The sequence below is a fragment of the Haemophilus sp. HMSC71H05 genome, from assembly GCF_001838635.1.
Taxonomy (GTDB): domain Bacteria; phylum Pseudomonadota; class Gammaproteobacteria; order Enterobacterales; family Pasteurellaceae; genus Haemophilus_D; species Haemophilus_D parainfluenzae_R.
This window is the reverse complement of sequence record NZ_KV838037.1, coordinates 284,293-306,946: the sequence shown is the minus strand read 5'-3', so window position 1 is coordinate 306,946 and position 22,654 is coordinate 284,293. Positions and strand designations below refer to the sequence as shown.

Below are 22,654 nucleotides of genomic sequence, written 5' to 3'. Positions count from 1 at the left end.
TCATTCTATTAGGGTTCTTTTCGGTATCTAGTAAATAGAGTCCAAAACCGCACCATAAGATTAAAAACGTTATTACATAAAACATTTGTATCCTCACTTATCAAAACTTAAAACTAAAAATTTACTTATCATCGTTTACTTTAAAAGTCCCATAAAAACCAAAAGTGAATAGTCTCAATAAAAGAGGCAGGAATGCAAAAAATAGGATCAGTAATACTGGAATTATTGCATATCCTAATTTCTCTGGCGTTAAAGAATACGCCAAAGAGCAAGAAGTAATTATCGCTCCTAAATTTATGATTGCATTTTTTAGTTGTTCTATCATTTTTATTCTATCCTTATAATCAAAACTTAAAGCTTTCTTAATTTATCTTTTACATCGTCTAGATTCATTCTTTTTTGGATTTGTTCATATCTTCCTATATTTTTCTTGTTTTTTAGTTTTTTTCCAATAAAACGAAATAAAATAAAACAAAACATAATACAAAAAACAAGAGCGATATTGACAAATGAAAACTCCATAAGGGCATTTTTTGCCTCTTCAAAAGCCGCATCCATTTTTTACTCCTTGCTCAAAATTCAATAGTTAATCTCTTTAATGGCTAACACTTTGTATTTCAGATAACCATATTCAATATGCGGTAAGTGATGAATCATACATAAATCACCTATTTTTTGTTGAGAAATAGGTATTAAAGCCCCTTTCCATACGTCTGTTTGATATGGTTCGGCTGCTATCACTATGCCTTGTTCATCCGTTCTTAACTTTGTGAAATCCTGTCCTTTATCCTCAAGTTCAATTTCATAGCCTTTCATAAATGCTCCTTTGTTCAAAATTCAACACTTTTTAGACTACCCATGCAGTATAGTCCCAAAACTTTAACAAAGCAAGTTTTTAGACAGTCCAAAAACATAAATCAAAGTTTCTGCACTAAATTATAGTATTTTACCTCTCGTATTCACTGACAATCTGTTTTTATTTTTAAAAGACTTTCTAAATAAAACTACTTACTAGAAAATCGGATGTTTAGAATTGGTTAAATTTTCAAATACTGCCCCAAATATGAAACGCTATCTACTCTATATAACATGCATTATTACAATTCAAAGCACTGAATCTATAGCTAATATAAGAGACCCCCACGAAGGGGGAATTTGTCACGTTGAAGCAGAATATTTTTATCCAGGAGTATGGGAAAAATATGGCGAAAAGGAGTTGATTTGTAACTACTGGAAATTTTTAGGTGATGAAGAACGAAGAATACTTGAATCAGAATTAAATGAGGGAGAAACTGAATCAGAGAATGAATATGGTGATGAATACAGCGATTATGATAGCCAGGATGAAATGTATAGCAACTAAATCAAAAAGGTTAAAGGAGTCTCAAAAGGATTAAGGGTAATGTAATAAAGGTAACCTTTCCAAAGGAAAGGTCTTACCTGAAAAGGCCAAAAGGCTTTCAAAATGGCTTTAATATCTATCTTCGATTTAGAATTATTTATTTATTGAGTTCAATGTATAAATAAATATTCTTTCACAAAAAAGGTTATAAGTTATGCTTTCATCTATATTCCATAAAATCAGAGGAAAAAAACACTCCCAACCTGATATAACAAACCTACAAAATCTCAGTTTTTCAGCATCAAAAATAGATAATGATGGCTGGATTACTCCCTTCCCCGCATCCGAATTACTCGAAACTGAATTACGCCAAAAATACTTAAATTTACTTTGGCAACAAGTATCAATGACGCAAGATATGTTTAATGAGCTCTATAAAAAACCTATCGAGCGCTACGCTGAAATGGTTCAATTATTACCTGCCTCAGAATCACATCATCACTCACATTTAGGTGGTATGCTTGATCATGGCCTAGAAGTTCTTTCATTTTCAGCTAAATTACGACAAAGTTATGTATTGCCACAAAATGCTGCTCCGGAAGAACAATCTAAGCAACGTGATGCTTGGACTGCTGCTGTTATTTATGCTGCATTGGTTCATGACATTGGCAAAGTTATTGTTGATATAGATATACAATTAAAAGATGGTTCTCGTTGGTTTCCTTGGTTAGGAGTACCAACTCAACCTTATAAATTCAAATATATTAAAGGGCGAGATTATGATCTTCACCCGGTTATGGGTAGTTTTCTTGCAAACTATTTAATTCCTAAAGAAGCATTTGCATGGTTAGCAGAATACCCGGAAGCTTTTTCAGCTTTAATGTATGCCATGGCTGATCATAAAGATAAAGCTGGTTTATTATCTGAAATAGTACAAAAAGCAGACCAAAATAGTGTAACTCTTGCACTAGGTGGAGATGTATCAAAACTGACTCAGAAACCTATAACGTCATTTGCAAAACAACTACTCATGGCTTTACGTCATTTACTGCAACATAAATTTAAAATTAATACACCTAAAGGCCCATCTGATGGTTGGCTTACAGAGGATGCACTATGGTTAATGAGCAAACCCACTGCAGACCAAATTAGAGCTTATTTATTGGAGCAAGGCATATCAGCTCCAGCTGACAATCCTAAATTATTTAGTGAAATGCAATCGCTGGGGATTATTGAAAGTACAAATGATGGTACAGCAATTTGGCATTGTCGAATTAAAGCTGATTCAGGCTGGTGCCCACCTAAAGCATTTTCTTTACTCAGAATTAAACCGGAAGTAGCTTGGGAAAATCTTAATGACAGACCAGGTATATTTTTAGGTCGAGTCGATATTGAAAATGAAGAACAATTAAATTCAGCTGAAGATACTAAAGAAGAAAATTCAGTGATTATGGAATCTGAAATGCAGCTTCCTGCAATAACAGGCGCACTGAATAAACCGGATTTGTCTGAAAATACATCCTCTCAAAACACTCAAATCAATACCCAAAACTCAGAAACCGAGACGGATATGACTGATTTGGTAATGAATTTATTTTCACCTGTAGAAGAATCTCAAGACTCTACTGATAAAAAAACATCTCAAGAAAGCGAAATAAATAAAATCGCCTCTACCCCATCTATAACAGTGGGTGATGATACAAAGGAAACTGAGGCTGTCTCAGGAGAGATTTTTGTTGAATGGCTAAAATCCGGAATTATCGGGAATACCCTAACTATTAATAATTCAAATGCTAAATTACATATAGTCAAAGGCAAACTTTTCCTTGTAACACCTGGAATCTTTCAGCTCTTTTTCAATAGTAAGGGCATTACCAACTTTACTAAAAAAGATATCGAAAATTTGCAATATAGTTTCCAAGACCTTAAATTACACAAGAAATACCGTCAATCAAACAATGATAGTATTAATTTTTGGCGCTGTAAGGTTATTGGCCCAAGAAGAACCTCTCAATTGATTGGGTATTTGATTGATAAAACCGATTATTTTTTCGGTAATAGAATTCCAATTGATAATTTGCATTTATCACTTATTGAGGAAAATGAAAGTGAATAGAACCACATTTGATATGTTACTTAGTAATTTTTTTTATACCGTCATTTACGTATAGATACTATTAAAAGCTATGAAAAAGCAATTAGACAATTACAGAAAAATTGTAGTATTCAATATCCTGATGAAATATCAGACTCATTAATACTCCAATGGAGAAAGAGAGTTGTTGGACAATCTATCATTGAAGTGACTTGGAACAGCTATATTCGTCAGCTAAAGACTATTTTCAAATTTGGAATTGAAAAACAACTCCTCCCATTTACAAAGAACCCTTTCGATGGTTTGTTCATTAGAGAAGGAAAGAAGAAAAGGAAAGTATATACTTCTTCAGATTTAAAAAAACTTAGTTTTGGAATCACTGAATCAAAGCATCTTCCTTCTATTCTTCGCCCATTATGGTTTACTAAAACCATAATTATGACTTTCCGCTATACGGCAATTCGACGCTCTCAGTTAAATAAATTAAGGATTAAAGATGTAGATTTGCTGAATCAAGTTATTCATATTCCATCTGAGATAAATAAAAATCACGAGTATCATATACTTCCTATATCAACTACACTTTATCCTTATCTAAAGAAATTATTAACTGAACTAAGTAAATTGAATCAGCCTGCAGAATCTCAACTATTTAACATTAATTTATTTTCAAATGCTGTTAAACGAAAGGGAGAGAAAATGACCAATGACCAGGTGAGCTATATCTTCAAAGTTATTTCAAAATATACAGGAATTATTAGCTCCCCTCACAGATTTAGGCATACAGCAGCAACAAATCTAATGAAAAAACCTGAAAACCTATATATAGCCAAACAATTACTAGGACATAAAGATGTCAAAGTTACATTGAGTTATATTGAAGATAATATTGATTCAATAAGAGAATATACAGAATTACTTTAGATAGGTATGCAAGGAGCATCTAAGGGTGTTCCTTGCAAAATAAATTTAAATCGCTCATTCTCAGCTTATTCATCCTTATAAAAATATTTTTAAAATTAGTACATTCAGGCTTTACAAACTAGTATTTTTGTGTAAGATCTAACCTATCCACAGAGCGTTAGTGGGTAGATCATGGTGTATTGGCTAGGTACACGGAATTGGTCTAAACAAATAGTTTTCAAACTTAACAAATAGTTTTCAAACTTAAATGATGTACACAAGGGATTTAAAATCCCTCGCCTTTCGAGGCGTGCCAGTTCAAGTCTGGCTTCGGGCACCATCTAATTCCAAACCAATAATCAGTACCTAGTCCAATACTTAGTTTTAATTTTTAATTATTATTAGGTTAGAAATTATAGTTTTCTCTCATTCTTCTAATCTGTTTTATCTTCTTTTACTCTCAACAGTTAAGTAACTTTTACAAAACTAAAAAGAAATTTAAATCGTAGTTAATACAATTTTGTTCTTGTTTTATTCTGAATTGAAATATAGAATCTATCCAAATTTAGTCGGGGTGCCACAAGATGGCTGAGATGATACCCGTGAACCTGAAACAGTTAGCACTGACGTAGGAAACTAATATGCCAAAATACTTTCTCATTCTTCATACCTATTTTCATTCTTTTTCTATCGTTACCTTTAGTCGTTAATCCTTAGGTTAATGCTATGGTGCATATTCAGGATCTTAGTCTTGCTTTTGGTCGGCAAGTACTATTTGAACGCCTTGATTTAACGCTTTTACCTAATGAATGGGTCTGTTTGCTTGGCTGCTCTGGTGTAGGGAAATCAACGCTTTTGAGATTAATTGCAGGTCTTGAAGCACAAGGGAAAGTTCAAGGCAATATCATCTTTCATCCTAATATTCGAGTGGCATGGCTACCACAAAAAGATACCCTTTATCCCTGGCTTTCAATTATTGATAACGTCCAATTAGAAAACGTACTATTCGGGAACAAATCTGCAAAAACAACTCTTCAAGCAAAAGCACTACTTGAACAAGTAGGCATGTCAGAACATCTTCATAAAAGCTGTGCTCAATTGTCTGGAGGACAGAAACAAAGAGTTGCTCTCGCTCGAGTATTAATGCAAAACGCTAATTTAGTTTTACTTGATGAACCTTTCTCTGCCCTTGACGCAATTAGTCGTTACCAATTACAAAACTTGGCCTATGAACTATTAAAAGATAAATCAGTGTTATTGGTTACCCATGATCCTCAAGAAGCATTACGCTTAAGCCATCGTATTTTTGTATTACGTTCACCGCTGCCTAATCAACCCGCATTATCTGATGTTATAAAACCTGAAGGTAAAGCACCACGAGAACTTAACCAAGAAAATTTGTGGGTTCTCCAACAGCAATTATTAAATGAGTTATTAGAGGGAAAAAGATGAAACTTAGCCTTCTTAAACCGCTCTTTATTGGAATTATATTGCTGTGTCTCTGGCAACTTATTGGCGTATTAGGTGATTTTCCCCATTACATATTTCCTTCTCCTCAATCCGTATGGTATCAATTAGTTTCTCATTCAGAACTACTTTGGCAGCATACGCAAACCACCTTAATTGAAATTTGCTTAGGATTACTACTTGGTTTTCTTTTTGGATTGTCATCAGCCCTCTTACTCTCTTTTTCACCTAAAATATCATCATTACTGTTACCGATTTTAGTCATTTCTCAAGCAATTCCTGTTTTTGCTATCGCCCCGATACTCGTACTTTGGCTAGGTTATGGTATGCCATCAAAAATTGTTATGGCCATTCTCATTATCTATTTCCCTGTAACCGCAGCCTGTTACGATGGCTTACGCAATACACCTCAAGCTTGGCTCGATTTCGCCAAAACATTCAAACCTTCCCCTTTACGTTTATTACTCAAAGTACGCTTGCCTGCCGCATTACCCGCATTTGCATCAGGCTTTCGCATTGCTGTTTCAATCGCACCAATTGGCGCTGTAATCGGAGAATGGGTGGGTTCATCAAAAGGGCTTGGCTATTTAATGATCCACGCCAACGCTCGTATGCAGGTGGATTTAATGTTTGCCGCGTTGCTGATCTTAGTCGCGATTTCACTTTGCTTATATTTCAGCATCGATTGGCTACTACGCCGTTTTATTTGGCTCGTTTAATACTTCATGACACAAGGAGACAAAAATGAAGAAAATCATCCGTTATTTCAGTATTTTAATTGGACTCACCGCCAGTTTTACCAGCTTAGCAAAAGAGAAAATCAGCTTAATGCTTGATTGGTATGTGAATCCTGACCACGCAGCAATCATCGTGGCACAACAAAAAGGTTTTTTTGAAAAAAATAACTTAGACGTCGATATTATCGAACCTGCTGATCCATCATTACCGCCTAAATTGGTTGCAGCTGGAAAAGTGGACTTAGCTATTAATTATCAACCTCAACTTTATCAACAAGTCGCAGAGGGACTGCCTTTAGTGCGTGTAGCCTCTCTGATTTCCAACCCATTAAATAGCGTAGTAGTGCTCAAAAATAGCAATATCAAAACACTTGCCGATCTGAAAGGGAAAAAAGTAGGCTATTCAGTCAGTGGCTTTGAAGATGTATTACTCGATACCATGCTCCACGCCATCGGGCTCAGCAATCAAGACGTAAAATTAGTAAACGTGAATTGGTCACTTTCCCCTTCTCTTTTAACCGGACAAGTTGATGCAGTCATCGGGGCTTTCCGCAATTTTGAACTGAATCAGATCCATTTAGAAAAACAAGAAGGTGTGGCATTTTTCCCTGAAGAATATGGTGTGCCGGCTTATGATGAATTGATTGTAGTTGCTAACAAAAACAGTCTTGCTTCTAAAAAAATTTCCGATTTTTTGACCGCACTTGAACAAGCTACAACCTACCTACAAAACAACCCAAATGACGCATGGCAAGCATTTGTGAGCTATAAGTCAAAAGAACTCAATACAGAATTAAATCAATTAGCGTGGAAAGATACCCTACCTTTATTAGCAACGAAACCCCGTCAATTGGATGCCAAACGTTATCAACAAATGGCGGAATTTATGCATCAAAAAGGCTTGATTCCAAAAGCACTTGAATTGAAAGACTATGCTGTCGAATTACAGTAAGGGAAAATGATGATTGAACAACTCATTCAGCAAGCGCAACCTTATTGGAAGCAATATGTTGAGCATGAATTTGTGCAACAACTTGCAAAAGGCACCTTGCCAAAAGCTTGTTTTCAACACTATTTAAAACAAGATTACATCTATCTTTTCCATTACAGCCGTGCTTTTGCCTTGGGCGTCTTCAAGGCAAAAAATTTCACTGATATGGAAATGCCACGTAAAACGCTCGACATTCTTTGCCAAGAAATACAATTACATTTGGATTACTGCCGACAATGGGAAATCAGTGAACAGGAAATATTCCAAACCCCAGAAAGTGCGGCATGTATTTCCTATACACGTTACCTGCTTGATTGTGGAATGACGGGCGGCTTACCAGAGTTATATGCAGCCGTTACGCCTTGTGCTTTGGGTTACGCACAAGTCGCCCGCTACATCACTGAAAATTATCCCAAACGACCAAGCAATCCTTATCAAGCATGGATTGACGCATACTCTGCGCCAGAATATCAACAAGCTGCACAAGAAACTGTTGATTTCCTGACCGCACTTTGTGAGCCAATTAATGATTCTCAGTTAACTAATATTCAACAGATTTTTACCACTGCCACTCGAATGGAAATCGGGTTTTGGCAAATGGGATTAGATTTAGCATAAAAATGAAGGTGTAAAATGAAATCAGTTTATTTATCAAAAATTCGTGAACAGAATCCATTGATTCATAATATTACCAATATTGTTGCGGCAAATTTTAGTGCCAACGGTTTACTCGCTTTGGGTGCTTCACCATTGATGTCAGCTAATATTGAAGAAATGGTTGAACTACCAAAAATCAGCCAAGCATTAGTCATCAATATCGGTACAGTCATTGGTCAAGAGCGAGATGCCATGTTACTAGCGGGTAAAACGGCTAATTCAATAGGCATTCCTGTGGTGCTTGATCCTGTTGGAGTGGGCGCTACGAACTACCGACGCGAAACCATCCGTCAATTATTAGCGGAAGTGAAATTTGCCTTAATTCGAGGTAACGCCGGTGAACTTGCAGCGATTGCAGGTGAAGACTGGCAAGCAAAAGGCGTGGATGCAGGACAGGGTGAAACAAATCTACAAGAAGTTGCTCAACGTGTTGCACAACGCTATGACTGTATAGTGTTGATTAGTGGAGAGGTCGATATTATCAGTGATGGACAACAAACGGCCACAGTCCATAATGGAACTCCGCTATTTCCAAAAGTCACCGCATCGGGTTGTTTATTAAGTGCAGTATGCGCAGCATTTTTAGCCGTTGATGGAGGTAAACATTTTTCAGCAACCATCGAAGCCTGTGCAGCTTACACCATTGCAGGGGAGATTGCGGCTAAAAACTTAACCATCCAAGTTGGTCAGTTCCAAATTCGCTTACTTGATGAATTGTTTGCTTTAACACCTAATGTAATAGAAAAAAATGCGGAGGTGAAATATGTCTAACATCGCACAAGTATTGACTATTGCTGGTTCTGACAGTGGCGGTGGTGCCGGAATTCAAGCAGATCTTAAAACCTTTCAAATGCAGGGCGTATTTGGCACTTCAGTGATTACTGCTGTCACCGCACAAAACACACTTGGTGTATTTGATATTCACCCTATTCCACTGAAAACAATTCAAACACAACTAGAAGCAGTAAAAAATGACTTTCATATTGCTAGTGCCAAAATTGGTATGCTTGGTACTGCAGATATTATCGAATGTGTGGCTGATTTCTTAAGTCATCGCCCATTCGGCACATTAGTTCTTGATCCTGTCATGATTGCTAAAGGGGGAGCCCCTTTATTGCAACAACAAGCGGTTTCCGCATTAAGCAAATATTTATTGCCACTTGCCGATGTGATTACCCCAAATATTCCTGAGGTAGAAGCTTTAACTGGTTTTAAAATTTCTGATACAGCCAGCATTCAACAAGCCGCGTTAGACTTGCAAAAACAAGGCGCAAAGAATGTGATTATTAAAGGCGGACATTCGCTGAATTCACAAAGTCAGCAATGCCAAGATTGGATCCTTTTACAAAATGGTGAGCATTTTGTTTTAGAAAGCGTGCGTTTCGATACACCACATACTCACGGCACAGGCTGTACTTTTTCAGCTTGCTTAACAGCTGAATTAGCCAAAGGCGTACTATTAAAAAATGCAGTGAAAACAGCTAAAGATTTTATCACTGCAGCCATCTCTCACCCATTGAATATTGGTCATGGACATGGACCAACAAATCATTGGGCTTACAGTCGCCTTTAAGGATTGAAAGATGAAAAATATTCAAGAAATTTTACCGCTCTATTTTGTAGCAGGCACACAAGATTGCCGACATTTAGGTGATAATCCAACAGATAACTTACTTTCTGTTCTTAAACAAGCCTTAGAAGGAGGCATTACCTGTTTTCAATTTCGCGATAAAGGCAAATTCTCATTAGAAAATTCTCCAACAGAACAACGAGCCTTAGCCATTAACTGTCGAGATTTATGCCGCCAATATCATGTGCCATTTATTGTTGATGACAACGTTGATTTAGCATTGGAAATTGAAGCGGATGGAATTCATGTTGGACAAAGCGATACGCCTGTAAAAACGATTCGAGCAAGAAGTAATAAGCCACTGATTATTGGTTGGTCCATTAACCGCTTCGATGAAGCAAAAATTGGTGAGGAAATATCTGAAATCGATTATTTTGGTGTTGGTCCAATTTTTCCCACTCTATCAAAAGAGAATCCTTCCCCGACTTTAGGAATGGAATTTATTCAAACCTTGAGAAATGGAGGTATCACAAAACCGCTTGTGGCGATTGGCGGGATAAAACTGGAACATGTGAAAACCTTACGAAAATATGGCGCTGATGGTGTTGCTGTGATCACAGCCATAACTCAAGCAAATAACATAAAAGCAGCAACGCAAGCTTTAAAAGAAGACAGTAATACCAGAAAGTCATAATTGAATGAATCTAAACCGATTAATTCGATTAAAACTCACAAAAAAACGACCGCACTTGCGGTCGTTTCTATTTATAGTTCAAAGGATTATTTCAATTTTTCACCTTTAAATTCACCTGTTAAGCTTTCTAAGAAAGAGGTAATGTCTTCAACATCTTTTTGAGCAGGCTGTTGCACGTTACTTTGGTATTTCAACATTGCACTAACCGCATCTTTTAGCTCTTTTGCTGATGCATCATGGAAATACGGTGCAGTAAGTGCGACATTACGCAAGGTTGGCACTTTGAAACGATGCATATCAAATGGATCTTTCGTTTGAGCAAAGCGACCTTCATCGGCATCAGTTAATGGCGTACCACGATCTTTAAAGTAATCGCCGTAGAGTCCCATGTATTCATAAGATTGTCCGCCCATTGCTACGCCAGTATGACAAGTATCGCATTTATGTTGTTTGAATAACTCATAACCACGAACTTGTTGCTCAGTCAAGGCTGTTTTATCCCCTTTCAAATAACGGTCGAAATCACTATTTGGCGTAATTAATGTTTTTTCATATTCACCAATAGCGTGAGTTAAGGTTTCTTTTGTCACTTGTGGATATTCTTTTAAGAATGCTTTTTTGAATTCTTCATCCATTTCAAAACGTGCCACGATGTCATCCCAAGAATGAGAGCCCATTTCTACTGGATTTGTTGGAGGACCTTTTGCTTGATCCGCTAAATCTGCCGCACGTCCATCCCAGAATTGTACAAAGTTGAATGCGGCATTGAATACAGTTGGTGCGTTAATCGGACCTTTTTTACCTTCAATCCCTGTTGAAGTATCAAGTCTATCCACCCCACCTTTATCAAATTGGTGACAAGTATGACATTGAATAGAACCATCGCCTGATAAACGACCATCAAAGAAAAGATCATGGCCTAACGCAACCTTTGCTTCATCAGTCGAAATACTGTCTGGAATCGGTTGAACTAAACGATCAGCGTCAACATTGGGGGTTTCTTTTGGTAAAGACATTTTACGTGCTTCACGAATCCAGTTAAGCAATGCCACTTTTTCTTGCTCATCTGGTTTACTTCCCCAGTGAAGATGTCTGAATTTAGCAATTGGCATTTCGTTATTTTCAAGTACGCGCTGTAATTTTGCTAAATCAGCTTGGGATAATTTGCTCGGATCTTTTAAGCCCTCAAGTAAATGATCTAGACGGAAAGCACGAAGCCCACTTTGAATATCCGATTGCATTTCATCACCCACAATCGGGAATTTTGAATAAAATGGAAGCGGTGTGTTTGGACTATGGCAATATTGGCAACTGTTATCAAATAAGGCTTTTGCCACTTTTTCTTGTTCGTCAGTATAGCGATTTTCCATTAAGAAAAAGTTGGCTCGCGTTCTCTTTATCAAATTGATGTAGATACCCCACTACGCCCAAATAACCTAAGATAGCAATGGCTGCACCGCCAATAATCAGTTTTTTCATCTAATAATCCTCCAAACGATCAATAAACATAAAAAAGAAACGTAAAACTTAAAGTGAGGTGATTATGCCAAAAAATTGGCTTATATTTTGTATGGATTTAATTAACTTTGGCTATGGATTCAATTGATTGCATTAAAGACTGTTTTACTTTATAGGTGAGAACTACCCTAAAAATTAACCAATAAAAAATGCGGTTATTTCTAACCGCACTTTACTTTTTATTATCTCTCGTTTATTTCTTTGGCGCTTGCATAAAGCGGAAGAAATCACTGTCTGGTTTCAAGATCATCATATTACCAGAACCTTCGAAGCTACTTTCATAGGCTTTTAAGCTACGAATAAAGCTATAAAACTGTGGTTCTTGGGCAAAAGCTTGAGAATACAATTTTGCTGCCGCCGCATCACCATTACCACGCAATTCTTGTGCAGTTTTGTTTGCATTCGCTAAGATCAAGGTCACTTTACGATCCACATCCGCTTGAATGAAGGCAGCTTTTTCTTTACCTTGAGAACGGTGTTCACGCGCAACCGCATCACGTTCTGCACGCATACGTTGGTAAATCGAAGAAGAAACTTCATCCGGTAAATTGATTTGTTTTACGCGAACATCGACGACTTCAATCCCTAATTCAGAGGTACTATCCTGCCCTGAATTTAACGCTTTTTTCGCCCCCGCCATTAATTCACCACGGGTACCTGAAACGATATCTTTAATCGTACGAGTACCAATTTCTGAACGCAGACGGTCATTCACTTTACGGCTTAATAAGCTTGCAGCTTGGTTATAATCGCCACCACCCGTTGCAGTATAGAAACGACCGAAATCGCTGATTTTCCATTTTACATAGGAATCCACCAACAAGTCTTTTTTCTCGACTGTCACAAAACGAGTAGCAGAACCATCAAGGGTACGAATACGCGCATCAAGCACTTTAATGCTATCAATGAAAGGCAATTTGAAATGCAAACCTGGCTCATACACCACAACTTTGTTTTCTGCATCACGTTGTACTTTGTTAAAACGCAACATGATGCCACGCGTGCCTTCAGTTACAACCACGATGCTGGAATATAGCACCGCAGCAATCACCACAATAATCGGAAGTAAAAATTTACGCATTAGTTAAATCTCCCTTGGCGAATGCCTTCATTTGATTGAACTGGTTGAGCCGTTTGCGTTTCTACACGACGTTCCTGTGTTGAAACAGGTGCAGAACTGACCGCACTTTCTGAAGTAGTGGTCACTGGCTTAGCCGTCTTTTTACCCATTAATTGCTCCAATGGCAACACAGTTAAATTGTTACCATTATTGCTGTCTAACATCACTTTAGGTGTGTTTGCCATCACTTTTTCCATGGTTTGAATATAAAGACGCTCTTTTAACAAATCAGGTGCCGCTTTAAATTCAGGTAGAAGACGTTGTAAACGTTCCACTTCCCCTTGCGCATCAAGCACAACACGATCTTTATAAGCCGTTGCTTCTTCAACGATACGCTGAGCATCACCACGAGCGATTGGCTCTTTCTCGCGAGCATAAGCTTCTGCTTCACGAATGTAACGTTGTTCGTCTTCCTGTGCTTTAATCGCATCATCGAAAGCATCTTTCACTTCTTCTGGTGGACGTGCGGATTGGAAGTTCACGTCAATCACTTCAAGTCCCATGTCATAAGGTTTAATAATATCGTTCAACGCTTTCCAAGTATTTTCACGCACCACTGCACGACCTGTTGTCAGCACATCATTCATGGTCATATGGCCGATCACATAACGAAGCGCACTGTCTGTCGCTTGTCCGAGACTATTATCTGCATTACTCACGCTAAACAAGTATTTTTCTGGATTTTGCACGCGATATTGTACTGTCATTTCCACTTTAACCATGTTTTCATCTTTGGTTAACATTGCACCTTGCGTTTTAAGCTCGCGAACTTGTTCTACATTCACTGGAACCACTTTATCAATGAAAGTCGGTTTCCAGTTCAAACCTGGTTGAACGGTAGAATGAAACTCACCAAAACGTAACGTCACACCACGTTCCGCTTCTTTAATGGTGTAAAAACCGCTTGCGCCCCAAATAATTCCCCCGATCACCACAGCAATCGGTAAAATTTTACCTAAATTGAATGAAGGGATATTCGGCGAAGTATTATTTGAACCGCCTTTTTTATTACCCCCACCTAATTTTTTCAACAGATTATTGAATACTTCTTCAATATCTGGTGGTGATTGCTCCTGATTTTTATTGTCTCGCGAGCCCCAGCCATTTTCATTTTGCTTATCTGATGAATTATCTGACTGTTTTGGACCGCTGCTCTGTCCCGGTTTACCCCAAGGATCTTGATCTGGACCGTTTTGCGACATTACGTTCTCCATTTGTCTAAAAATTTTAATGAGTTTATCGAAATAAATGGGGTTAGTCTATGAAAATACAAGTGGCGAATCAAGTTTTATAAAATAAAAAATCCTTGAATATTTTCAAGGATTTTCTTTTATTCATTTACTTGGTAAATCAAGGATTTTTTTATATTTTTTTCGAGTAATTTTTTTCCATCCCAGTGATAAAAATGCGGTTGGATTTTTGACTGATTTATAAATGCCGCAAAGTAAAAAGGCAATTCATCCGTAAAGATCAACTTACCTCTCGGGCAATAATCTGAAAAGATCTGCAGTTGTTCTGGCAAATGCGTCACACTTGATAACTTCACTATTCCTACGCCTTGTGATTTCAATACAGCTTCACGTAAACACCAACAGCGATAAAAGGCCAGGTCTGCATCAGGCTGTTTAGCAAACCAATCTTGTTCTGCTTGTGGCGCAAAATGAGCCATGAGCGCAGAAAAATTCCGTTTTTTGGGAAATTCAATATCAATACCGACCGCACTTTTTTCTGATTCATTAATATGCAGCAATACAGCAACCCAATCACCAGAGTGACTAATATTAAAATCAATATTCTCGACGGGAAATTGTGGTCTGTCACTTTGTGTACGATAAATTCGCCCTAAAAGTGCGGTTGATTTCTCTGCTGTTTTTAGCAACTGCCAAAGTAAAAAATGCGCCAATCGACGGCATTGATGTCGTTGCGTTATCCGAGAATTCCCCTTCGGTTCCGTATGCAAATTCTCAGGGACTAGTTCCCTTGGGATTTCATCAAAAGGAAAAGGTTCTTGAATATTGGCGTAGGCAATAAAAGTTGTCATAAAAATAATGAATAAACATGCAAATTTGATTGCATTATAAAAGGAAATCTACTGCACGCCAACACAAGCTAAAACTCATCAAAGCAAGGTGTTAGATTGAAACTGTGAGCAGTTTCACAGATTTTTCTCTTTAAATACGTTACATTTCAAAAAAGTAATCACAGGAGGTTCTATGTTTAAACAACTTCAACAAGTCGGTAAAGCATTCATGTTGCCGATTGCTATTTTGCCTGCTGCGGGTCTTTTACTTGGGATCGGTGGGGCACTTTCCAATAAAGCAACGGTGCAAGCCTATCCAATTTTAAATAATGAGGCGCTGCAAGGCCTGTTTCAGATCATGTCAGCAGCCGGTAGCGTGGTGTTTGCCAATTTGGCCTTATTATTGTGTATTGGTTTAGGTATCGGCTTAGCTAAACGTGACAAAGGCGTTGCTGCTCTTGCTGCGGTTGTCGGTTATCTCATTATGACGGGTACCATTGCCGCATTAATTCCGATTTTCTCTCCTGATGTAAAAAGCATTGATACAGGTGTGATTGGTGCATTAGTGATGGGCTTGATTACCGTTAAATTACACAATCGCTATCACAACATCCAATTACCACAAGTATTAGGTTTCTTTGGCGGCTCTCGCTTTGTGCCAATCGTTACCGCTTTTTCAGCCATTTTTGTTGGATTAGTTTTCTTCCTCATTTGGCCAACTTTTCAACAATGGCTCGTATCCGCAGGTAAAAGTATCGCTTCCATGGGAACCTTTGGAACATTCTTATATGGTTTCTTAATGCGATTATCTGGTGCGGTTGGCTTACATCACATGATTTATCCGCTGTTTTGGTATTCTGAATTAGGTGGTGTGGAAATGGTCAATGGTGAGATGATTGTTGGTGCACAAAAAATCTTTTTTGCTCAATTAGCGGATCCAAATCACCATGGTTTATTTACTGAAGGGACGCGTTTCTTTGCCGGCCGTTTTGATACCATGATGTTTGGCTTACCCGCTGCCTGTTTAGCTATGTATCACTGTGTACCGAAAAAACGTCGTGCACAAATTGGCGGTTTGTTCCTTGGTGCAGCTCTAACTTCTTTCATTACTGGGATTACCGAACCAATCGAATTCATGTTCTTGTTTGTTGCACCATGGCTTTATGTGTTCCACGCATTCTTAGATGGTGTCTCTTTCTTTATTGCCGATTATTTAAATATCTCTATCGGGAATACTTTCTCTGGTGGTTTTATTGATTTCTTGCTCTTCGGTATCTTACAAGGTGATGAAAACACTCATTGGTTACGTGTGATTTTCGTCGGTATTCCTTGGGCTCTGCTCTATTATTTCTCTTTCGTTTTCTTGATTCGCATCTTTAATGTGATGACTCCAGGGCGTGGTGAAGAAACCGAAGAAAATGTAGAACAAGAAACCAGCTCTCTTACTGAAAATGCACATAAAATTATTGCAGCATTAGGTAGCGCTGAAAATATTGAAAACGTGGATGCGTGTATTACTCGCTTACGTGTTTCTGTTAAGGACGTGAAAGCCGTTGATAAAGCCACATTGAAAAAATTAGGCGCGATTGATGTGCTTGAAGTCGGCGGTGGCGTACAGGCTATTTTCGGTGCTAAAGCCGTTCTCTATAAGAGTGAAGTGAATCAAATCTTAGGAAAAGAAGATTAATTCCTAAAAATAAAGGGCGTTTACCCCGCCCTTTTGAGTAACAAAACAAAAGTGCGGTCAAAATCAACCGCACTTTTTTATTATTTCAACAAATATGCACGTAATTGTGCAAAATCGTCATCCATTTCATCAGAAAGTAATGGTAATTTATTGTGTTTATCCAACGCTTCTGGCAATGGAAGATCGAGCGAAAGAATACGCTCCACAGACTCTTTAAATTTCGCAGGATGTGCCGTACATAAGAAAATACCGGTTTCATCCGCTTTAAGTTGGTCTTTCAATACTTGATAGGCGATAGCGCCGTGTGGTTCACATAAATAACCTTTTGCGTACATGGCTTTTAAGGTTTCTTCTGTTTCGCCATCACTTAACATACCTGAACCTAAATCACTTAAATTCCAGCCATTGCGTTTGAATAGTTCTTCTACACGTGGCCAGTTGTTCGGACGACTGACATCCATCGCATTAGAAAGCGTGGCTACAGTCGCTTTAGGTGCCCAATTACCTGATTCTAAATAACGCGGCACGGTATCGTTCGCATTGGTTGATGCAATAAAGCGTTTAATTGGTAAACCTAATGTTTTCGCAATTAAACCTGCGGTTAAGTTACCAAAGTTACCACTTGGTACAGAAACCACGACGTTATCACGTTTTTCTTTTGGTAACTGCGCGACCGCTTCAAAGTAATAACAAACCTGCGCCAATAAACGGCTAATATTAATGGAGTTTGCTGAGTTTAAACCAATTGCTTGACGTAGTTCGGCATCATCAAACGCTTGTTTGACTAACGCTTGGCACGCATCGAAATCGCCATTAATCGCAACAGTACGGATATTCCCACCTAAAGTACAGAATAGCTTTTCTTGTAATGGGCTGATTTTGCCTTTCGGATATAAAATCACGACATTGATGTTTTCCAATCCGTAAAATGCATGGGCGACTGCCGCGCCGGTATCACCAGATGTCGCTGTTAAAATGGTGATTTTACCATCACTACGCACTGCAGCGAGCGCCTGCGCCATAAAACGGCCACCAAAGTCTTTAAATGCTAACGTTGGACCATGAAATAATTCAAGGGCATAAATATTGTCTTCCACTTTTTCTAATGGTGCCGTAAAGGTGAATGCATTTTTCACCATCGCATCCAAAGTGGCTTTCGGCAATTCTTCACCGATTAAGGCGCCAAGAATTTTTTGGCTACGTTCAACCAATGGTAAAGCTAATAATTCATCAATATTGGTTAAAGCAGGGATCGTTTCAGGAAAGAACAAACCTTGATCTTTGCCAAGTCCTTGACGTACGGCTTGCGCAAAATTCACTTGTTCTTCAGGGTGTTTGATATTGTACAAATTCATTGTATATCCGTTAATTATAGAGTTTTAATAAAATGTTATTCCCCTCTTATAAGAAGAGGGGAAGATGATTGACTGCTTAACCTAGCTCTCTCGCGCCGTCATTATCGACCTTACAAACATGAACAAAACCTTCATTGTTTTGTAAATAATGATTTTCTAAATAAGTCGCCAGTTTTGTTGCGGTTTGTAAATCAGGTGCGATGGAGAAAATCGTTGGGCCAGAGCCTGAAATACCCGTCGCTAACGCGCCTAAATCACGAGTGGCTTGTTTCACTTCCGCGAAATTTGGTAATAAAGATTCACGATAAGGTTCCGCAATCACATCTTTCATCATCATCGCTGCAAGGTTTTCTTGATGCGTGTGACATGCGTGCACAAAGCCACCTAAATGACGACCATGAGAAATCACATCTTGACGTGTGTAGCTTTTCGGTAAAATTGCGCGTGCTTCAGCGGTTGAAACCTCAATGCCTGGATAAGCTAAGACCCAATACCAATTATCAAAAAATGGCAGTTTTTGGCAAATGTTACCGAGGGATTGTACCATAAATTGCACACCGCCTAAGTAACAAGGAGCCACATTATCATAATGGATCGAACCTGAAATACGACCTTCTAGCTCCCCCATCATTTCTAACAATTCCATTTTTGAAAATGGCTCATCGTGGAATTTATTCAATGCCACTAATGCAGCCACGATAGAGCACGCACTTGACCCCAATCCCGAACCAATCGGCATATTTTTCTCAAGAGTCAAACGCAATGGTTTGACTCTCACATTGCGTAATTTTAATTGCTCACTAAACAGAACATAGGCCTGATACACGATATTTTTTTGCGGCTCTTTTGGCAATTTACGCACAAAATAGCCTGCACTTTCGAGTTCAAAACCACTTGGAATAGACTCAATCTGTACGACATCACCTAATAATGAGCCATCAATCGGTGAAATGGCTGCGCCTAATGTGTCAAACCCTACACTAATATTTGCACTCGATGCGGGAGCATAAATTCTTAACATGTTAAGTCCTTTTTAGTGGTGTAATGTTCTTAAAATATCCGCAAAGATACCCGCTGCAGTCACTGCATTACCCGCACCATAACCGCGTAATAACAACGGGATTGGTTGATAATAACGCGTATAGAATGCTAGCGCATTTTCACCGTCCTTCACCTTATACAATGGGTTATTTTGATCCACGGCAATGATTGACACTTTGCAGTGGCCATCTTTAATTTGGCCTACGTAGCGCAATACTTTTCCTTCTGCTTTCGCAGCTTCAACACGTGCTTTAAATTCCGCATCTAATTGTGGCAACATCGCCATAAATTCATCTGCTGATTTGCCTTCAGAGAAGCCTTTCGGTAACACGCCTTCCACTTCCACATCGGAAAGCTCAAGTTCTAGACCTGCTTCACGCGCTAAAATAAGCAATTTACGCGCCACATCTTGCCCCGATAAATCATCACGAGGATCAGGTTCTGTAAAGCCTTTTTCACGCGCAAGTGCGGTCACTTCTGAAAGAGAAAGTCCTTCTTCTAATTTACCGAAGATAAATGAAAGTGAGCCAGATAAAATGCCTTCAAAATACTCAAGTTCATCACCTGCAGCCAATAAATTCTGTAAATTTTCAATAACCGGTAAACCTGCCCCTACGTTAGTTTCGTATAGGAATTTATGTTGGCTCGCTTGTGCATTGCGACGTAATTCGTGGTAATAGGCTAATTCACGGGTATTCGCTTTTTTGTTTGGAGTTACCACGTGGAAGCCTTCTTTTAACGCACGCGCATAAAGTCCTGCGACCGATTCAGCTGTTGTACAATCAACAAAGACTGGGTTCACCACGTGATGTAATTTAATGAAAGATAACAACACATCAAAATCAGAAGGTTGGGTTGCATTTTCAAGGTCTGCTTTCCAATTATCTAAATTCAACCCGTTTTCATCCAAAAGCATTTTGGTTGAATTCGCTAAAGCACAAACACGGATCTCAATGTCCTTTTTTGCAAGATACTCCTTTTGATGCTTGATTTGTTCAATTAACTCACCACCAACGCCACCAACGCCGACTAGAAACATATCGACAACTTTCTTATTATTAAAAAGGGCTTGGTGAGTCGCTTTCACAGCTTCAATCGCTTTATTTTGCGCCACTACCGCTGAAATTGAACGCTCAGAAGAACCTTGTGCAATTGCTACTAAGCTAATATTCGCTTGAGCCAATGCAGTGAAGAAACGAGCAGCGATACCCTTAGCTTGTTTCATGCCATCGCCCACAACAGAGATAATAGAAAGATCTTTTGCCACTTCAATCGGTTCTAAGTCATGCGCTTTTAATTCTGTCGCAAACTCTTGTTCTAAAATCGCTTTCGCTGCATCCGCTGATTTCACTGGCACGCAGAAACTAATACTATATTCAGAAGAAGATTGAGTGATTAAAATAACTGAAATGCCGGCTTTTGACATAGCAGAGAAGACGCGAGCAGCCATCCCAACCATACCTTGCATACCCGGGCCAGAAACGTTAAACATCGCCACGTTATCAAGGTTAGTAATCCCTTTAACCTGTAACTCTTCAGATTTTACATGGCCATCAATTACAGAACCTGGCGCAGATGAATTGCACGTATTTTTAATTACACATGGAATTTGTTTTGGTAATAAGGGACCAATTGTACGAGGATGGATCACTTTCGCTCCAAAATAGGAAAGCTCCATTGCTTCACGATAAGACAGGCTTGGTAATAAACGTGCATCTGGCACTAAACGTGGGTCACAAGTATAAACACCGTCCACATCTGTCCAAATTTCACAAACAGATGCATCTAAACAAGCGGCTAAACAAGCGGCTGAATAATCAGAACCATTACGGCCTAATAACACTAATTCGCCTTTGTCATTGCAAGCAGTAAAACCTGCCATTAAGACAACTTTATCTTTTCCGATACTTTTCGCATCAACGCGTTTTGTAGATTCTTCAATATCAACTGACGATTCTAAATAACCGCCTTGTGCTAATAATTGCTTAACAGGATCAACAATATGAACATTGTATCCACGTGCTTCAAACCACGCTTTCATCATGGCAATTGATAATTTTTCACCACGGCAGTCGATGGTTGCTTTAACCTTATCTTCTACTTTGCCAGCTTGACGGATTTCTTCTAATAAACCTTTAATTTGGGCAAATTCTGCATCAATAAGGGCTTTCGTGCCAGCTAGATCAAATTTATTATTTTCAGCGTGTAAACCATTAATGATGTTATAGAAAATTTCAATGGCTTCGTTAAAGTGGGTATCAGTAGGTTGGTTTAATGCGGCTTTTTCAGAGAGGGCAACAAGATGGTTAGTAATTTTTGCAGGAGCGGATAACACACCGGCAGCTTGCTCTTCCAAATGAGCCTTTTCAATTAATTGAGCCGCTTGTGAAAAACGCTCAGGGTTGGCTAATGAAGTGCCACCAAATTTTAATACGCGCATGATAATATCCTCAGATGTTGTGATTTTTAAATATTAAAAAACCCGCACTAGATTGATGCGGGTTTTCCTGATCCTGTTTGCTACGCACTAACCCGCCCCATTAATTGTCGTAATGGTCATAATAATGGTGGTAATAGTGAAAGTGCGGTTATTTTTCATTGTATTTTTACCTTGAAAAAAAGATGTGTCTAGAAATACCGAAAAAGCGCGAGCTTGTCAAACATAAAATCGAAAAAATGAAGATTTTTTTCTAAAAATCATTACTTTGGTATAGAATAAAACGAGTTTTACATTGGTCAGGAAGGAAATGATGACAATTCAACAAGCACTCGAAACCATTCATCAACAAATCCAAACATCCACTCAACTCGCTCATCGTCCTGAAAGTGCGATCACTTTATTAGCAGTTTCTAAAACCAAACCCAATGAAGCGATTTTAGAAGCCTATCAAGCCGGACAAAAAGCATTTGGGGAGAACTACGTTCAAGAAGGCGTAGATAAAATTCAGTATTTTGAAGCACAGAATATTCAACTTGAATGGCATTTTATTGGCCCACTACAATCTAATAAAACCCGTCTTGTAGCAGAACATTTCGATTGGATGCAAACGTTAGAACGTGCAAAAATTGCCGATCGTTTAAATGAACAACGTCCTGCCAATAAAGCGCCTTTGAATGTTTTAATTCAAATTAATATCAGTGATGAAGCCAGTAAATCAGGTATTCAACCGAGTGAAATGATTGAGCTTGCAAAACACATCGAAAATCTACCGCACTTACGTTTACGTGGATTAATGGCAATCCCTGCACCAACAGATAATATTGCTGAACAAGAAGCGGCTTTTAGCCAAATGGAACAATTATTTGAACAACTTAAAGCCGCCTTCCCGCATCAACAAATTGATACCCTTTCTATGGGAATGACCGATGATATGCAAAGTGCCATAAAATGTGGCTCAACGATGGTACGCATTGGTACAGCCATTTTTGGGGCGAGAGATTATTCGAAAAAATAATG

General features: G+C 38.5%; 21 protein-coding genes, 1 pseudogene, 1 riboswitch and 1 other annotated feature. Of the genes and pseudogenes, 12 read left to right on the top strand and 10 right to left on the bottom strand.

The window, feature by feature from the left end; genetic code table 11:
• Window positions 1–121: 121 nt before the first annotated feature.
• The 3 genes from HMPREF3279_RS07815 to HMPREF3279_RS07805 are packed head-to-tail and all read right to left on the bottom strand — an operon-like array spanning window position 122 to window position 816.
• Window positions 122–325 carry a hypothetical protein gene (locus HMPREF3279_RS07815; RefSeq protein WP_070868807.1) on the bottom strand — a complete coding sequence of 68 codons (204 nt, stop codon included), beginning with the start codon at window positions 323–325 and terminating at the stop codon, window positions 122–124.
• Window positions 326–351: 26 nt separating this feature from the next.
• On the bottom strand, window positions 352–558 hold the full coding sequence (locus tag HMPREF3279_RS07810; RefSeq protein ID WP_070868806.1) for a hypothetical protein: 207 nt from the start codon (window positions 556–558) through the stop codon (window positions 352–354).
• A gap of 21 nt (window positions 559–579) precedes the next feature.
• Window positions 580–816 (bottom strand): hypothetical protein, encoded by a 237-nt coding sequence (locus HMPREF3279_RS07805; protein ID WP_015701376.1) that lies wholly within the window; start codon window positions 814–816, stop codon window positions 580–582.
• 247 nt (window positions 817–1,063) lie between these two features.
• On the opposite strand from HMPREF3279_RS07805, the gene HMPREF3279_RS07800 reads away from it, so the two are divergent.
• The 10 genes from HMPREF3279_RS07800 (at window position 1,064) to thiE (ending at window position 10,456) form a co-directional block, all read left to right on the top strand.
• The gene (locus HMPREF3279_RS07800) at window positions 1,064–1,363 is read left to right on the top strand and encodes a hypothetical protein (protein WP_040976640.1); all 300 of its coding nucleotides are present in this window, start codon (window positions 1,064–1,066) and stop codon (window positions 1,361–1,363) included.
• A gap of 193 nt (window positions 1,364–1,556) precedes the next feature.
• Complete coding sequence (gene mobH / locus HMPREF3279_RS07795) at window positions 1,557–3,458, top strand: MobH family relaxase (RefSeq protein ID WP_070868805.1); 1,902 nt, start codon at window positions 1,557–1,559, stop codon at window positions 3,456–3,458.
• A 60-nt stretch (window positions 3,459–3,518) separates the two neighbouring features.
• Window positions 3,519–4,361 carry a tyrosine-type recombinase/integrase gene (locus tag HMPREF3279_RS07790; protein ID WP_070868804.1) on the top strand — a complete coding sequence of 281 codons (843 nt, stop codon included), beginning with the start codon at window positions 3,519–3,521 and terminating at the stop codon, window positions 4,359–4,361.
• A 539-nt stretch (window positions 4,362–4,900) separates the two neighbouring features.
• Window positions 4,901–4,992: riboswitch (TPP riboswitch) on the top strand.
• A 74-nt stretch (window positions 4,993–5,066) separates the two neighbouring features.
• Window positions 5,067–5,792 carry an ABC transporter ATP-binding protein gene (locus HMPREF3279_RS07785; RefSeq protein WP_070868803.1) on the top strand — a complete coding sequence of 242 codons (726 nt, stop codon included), beginning with the start codon at window positions 5,067–5,069 and terminating at the stop codon, window positions 5,790–5,792.
• Window positions 5,789–6,526: an ABC transporter permease gene (locus HMPREF3279_RS07780; protein ID WP_070868802.1), complete on the top strand. Its 738-nt coding sequence runs from the start codon at window positions 5,789–5,791 to the stop codon at window positions 6,524–6,526. The genes HMPREF3279_RS07785 and HMPREF3279_RS07780 overlap by 4 nt, the downstream gene beginning before the upstream one ends.
• A 25-nt stretch (window positions 6,527–6,551) precedes the next feature.
• The gene (locus HMPREF3279_RS07775) at window positions 6,552–7,496 is read left to right on the top strand and encodes an ABC transporter substrate-binding protein (protein ID WP_070868801.1); all 945 of its coding nucleotides are present in this window, start codon (window positions 6,552–6,554) and stop codon (window positions 7,494–7,496) included.
• 9 nt (window positions 7,497–7,505) lie between these two features.
• Window positions 7,506–8,153, top strand: coding sequence for a thiaminase II (tenA, locus tag HMPREF3279_RS07770; RefSeq protein ID WP_070868800.1), 648 nt, complete (start codon window positions 7,506–7,508; stop codon window positions 8,151–8,153).
• A 15-nt stretch (window positions 8,154–8,168) separates the two neighbouring features.
• The gene (gene thiM / locus HMPREF3279_RS07765) at window positions 8,169–8,963 is read left to right on the top strand and encodes a hydroxyethylthiazole kinase (protein ID WP_070868799.1); all 795 of its coding nucleotides are present in this window, start codon (window positions 8,169–8,171) and stop codon (window positions 8,961–8,963) included.
• Window positions 8,956–9,765, top strand: coding sequence for a bifunctional hydroxymethylpyrimidine kinase/phosphomethylpyrimidine kinase (thiD, locus tag HMPREF3279_RS07760; protein WP_070868798.1), 810 nt, complete (start codon window positions 8,956–8,958; stop codon window positions 9,763–9,765). Before thiM ends, thiD begins: the two co-directional genes overlap by 8 nt.
• Before the next feature lie 10 nt (window positions 9,766–9,775).
• Window positions 9,776–10,456 carry a thiamine phosphate synthase gene (gene thiE / locus HMPREF3279_RS07755; protein ID WP_070868797.1) on the top strand — a complete coding sequence of 227 codons (681 nt, stop codon included), beginning with the start codon at window positions 9,776–9,778 and terminating at the stop codon, window positions 10,454–10,456.
• 86 nt (window positions 10,457–10,542) lie between these two features.
• On the opposite strand, the pseudogene HMPREF3279_RS07750 reads toward thiE, so the two are convergent.
• The 4 genes and pseudogenes from HMPREF3279_RS07750 to HMPREF3279_RS07735 form a co-directional block, all read right to left on the bottom strand.
• Window positions 10,543–11,935 (bottom strand): annotated as a pseudogene (locus HMPREF3279_RS07750) (cytochrome-c peroxidase).
• Window positions 11,936–12,167: 232 nt separating this feature from the next.
• Complete coding sequence (gene hflC, locus HMPREF3279_RS07745; RefSeq protein WP_070868796.1) at window positions 12,168–13,055, bottom strand: protease modulator HflC; 888 nt, start codon at window positions 13,053–13,055, stop codon at window positions 12,168–12,170.
• Window positions 13,055–14,296 (bottom strand): FtsH protease activity modulator HflK, encoded by a 1,242-nt coding sequence (gene hflK / locus HMPREF3279_RS07740; protein ID WP_070868795.1) that lies wholly within the window; start codon window positions 14,294–14,296, stop codon window positions 13,055–13,057. The genes hflC and hflK overlap by 1 nt, the downstream gene beginning before the upstream one ends.
• A gap of 128 nt (window positions 14,297–14,424) precedes the next feature.
• Window positions 14,425–15,135, bottom strand: coding sequence for a 4'-phosphopantetheinyl transferase family protein (locus tag HMPREF3279_RS07735; protein ID WP_070868794.1), 711 nt, complete (start codon window positions 15,133–15,135; stop codon window positions 14,425–14,427).
• Between the two features lie 172 nt (window positions 15,136–15,307).
• On the opposite strand from HMPREF3279_RS07735, the gene HMPREF3279_RS07730 reads away from it, so the two are divergent.
• Window positions 15,308–16,801, top strand: coding sequence for a PTS transporter subunit EIIC (locus HMPREF3279_RS07730; protein WP_070868793.1), 1,494 nt, complete (start codon window positions 15,308–15,310; stop codon window positions 16,799–16,801).
• Window positions 16,802–16,881: 80 nt separating this feature from the next.
• Here HMPREF3279_RS07730 and thrC read toward each other — a convergent pair whose 3' ends face one another.
• From thrC to thrA, 3 genes are all read right to left on the bottom strand, one after another.
• On the bottom strand, window positions 16,882–18,156 hold the full coding sequence (gene thrC / locus HMPREF3279_RS07725; RefSeq protein WP_070868792.1) for a threonine synthase: 1,275 nt from the start codon (window positions 18,154–18,156) through the stop codon (window positions 16,882–16,884).
• A gap of 76 nt (window positions 18,157–18,232) precedes the next feature.
• Entirely contained in the window at window positions 18,233–19,177 is a 945-nt protein-coding gene (thrB, locus tag HMPREF3279_RS07720) for a homoserine kinase (protein ID WP_070868791.1), read from the bottom strand.
• 12 nt (window positions 19,178–19,189) lie between these two features.
• Window positions 19,190–21,637 (bottom strand): bifunctional aspartate kinase/homoserine dehydrogenase I, encoded by a 2,448-nt coding sequence (gene thrA, locus HMPREF3279_RS07715; protein ID WP_070868790.1) that lies wholly within the window; start codon window positions 21,635–21,637, stop codon window positions 19,190–19,192.
• Window positions 21,638–21,669: 32 nt separating this feature from the next.
• Window positions 21,670–21,783: a sequence feature (Thr leader region), on the bottom strand.
• Window positions 21,784–21,947: 164 nt separating this feature from the next.
• Between thrA and HMPREF3279_RS07710 the strand changes: the two genes are divergently transcribed.
• Complete coding sequence (locus HMPREF3279_RS07710) at window positions 21,948–22,652, top strand: YggS family pyridoxal phosphate-dependent enzyme (RefSeq protein WP_070868789.1); 705 nt, start codon at window positions 21,948–21,950, stop codon at window positions 22,650–22,652.
• Window positions 22,653–22,654 lie beyond the last annotated feature (2 nt).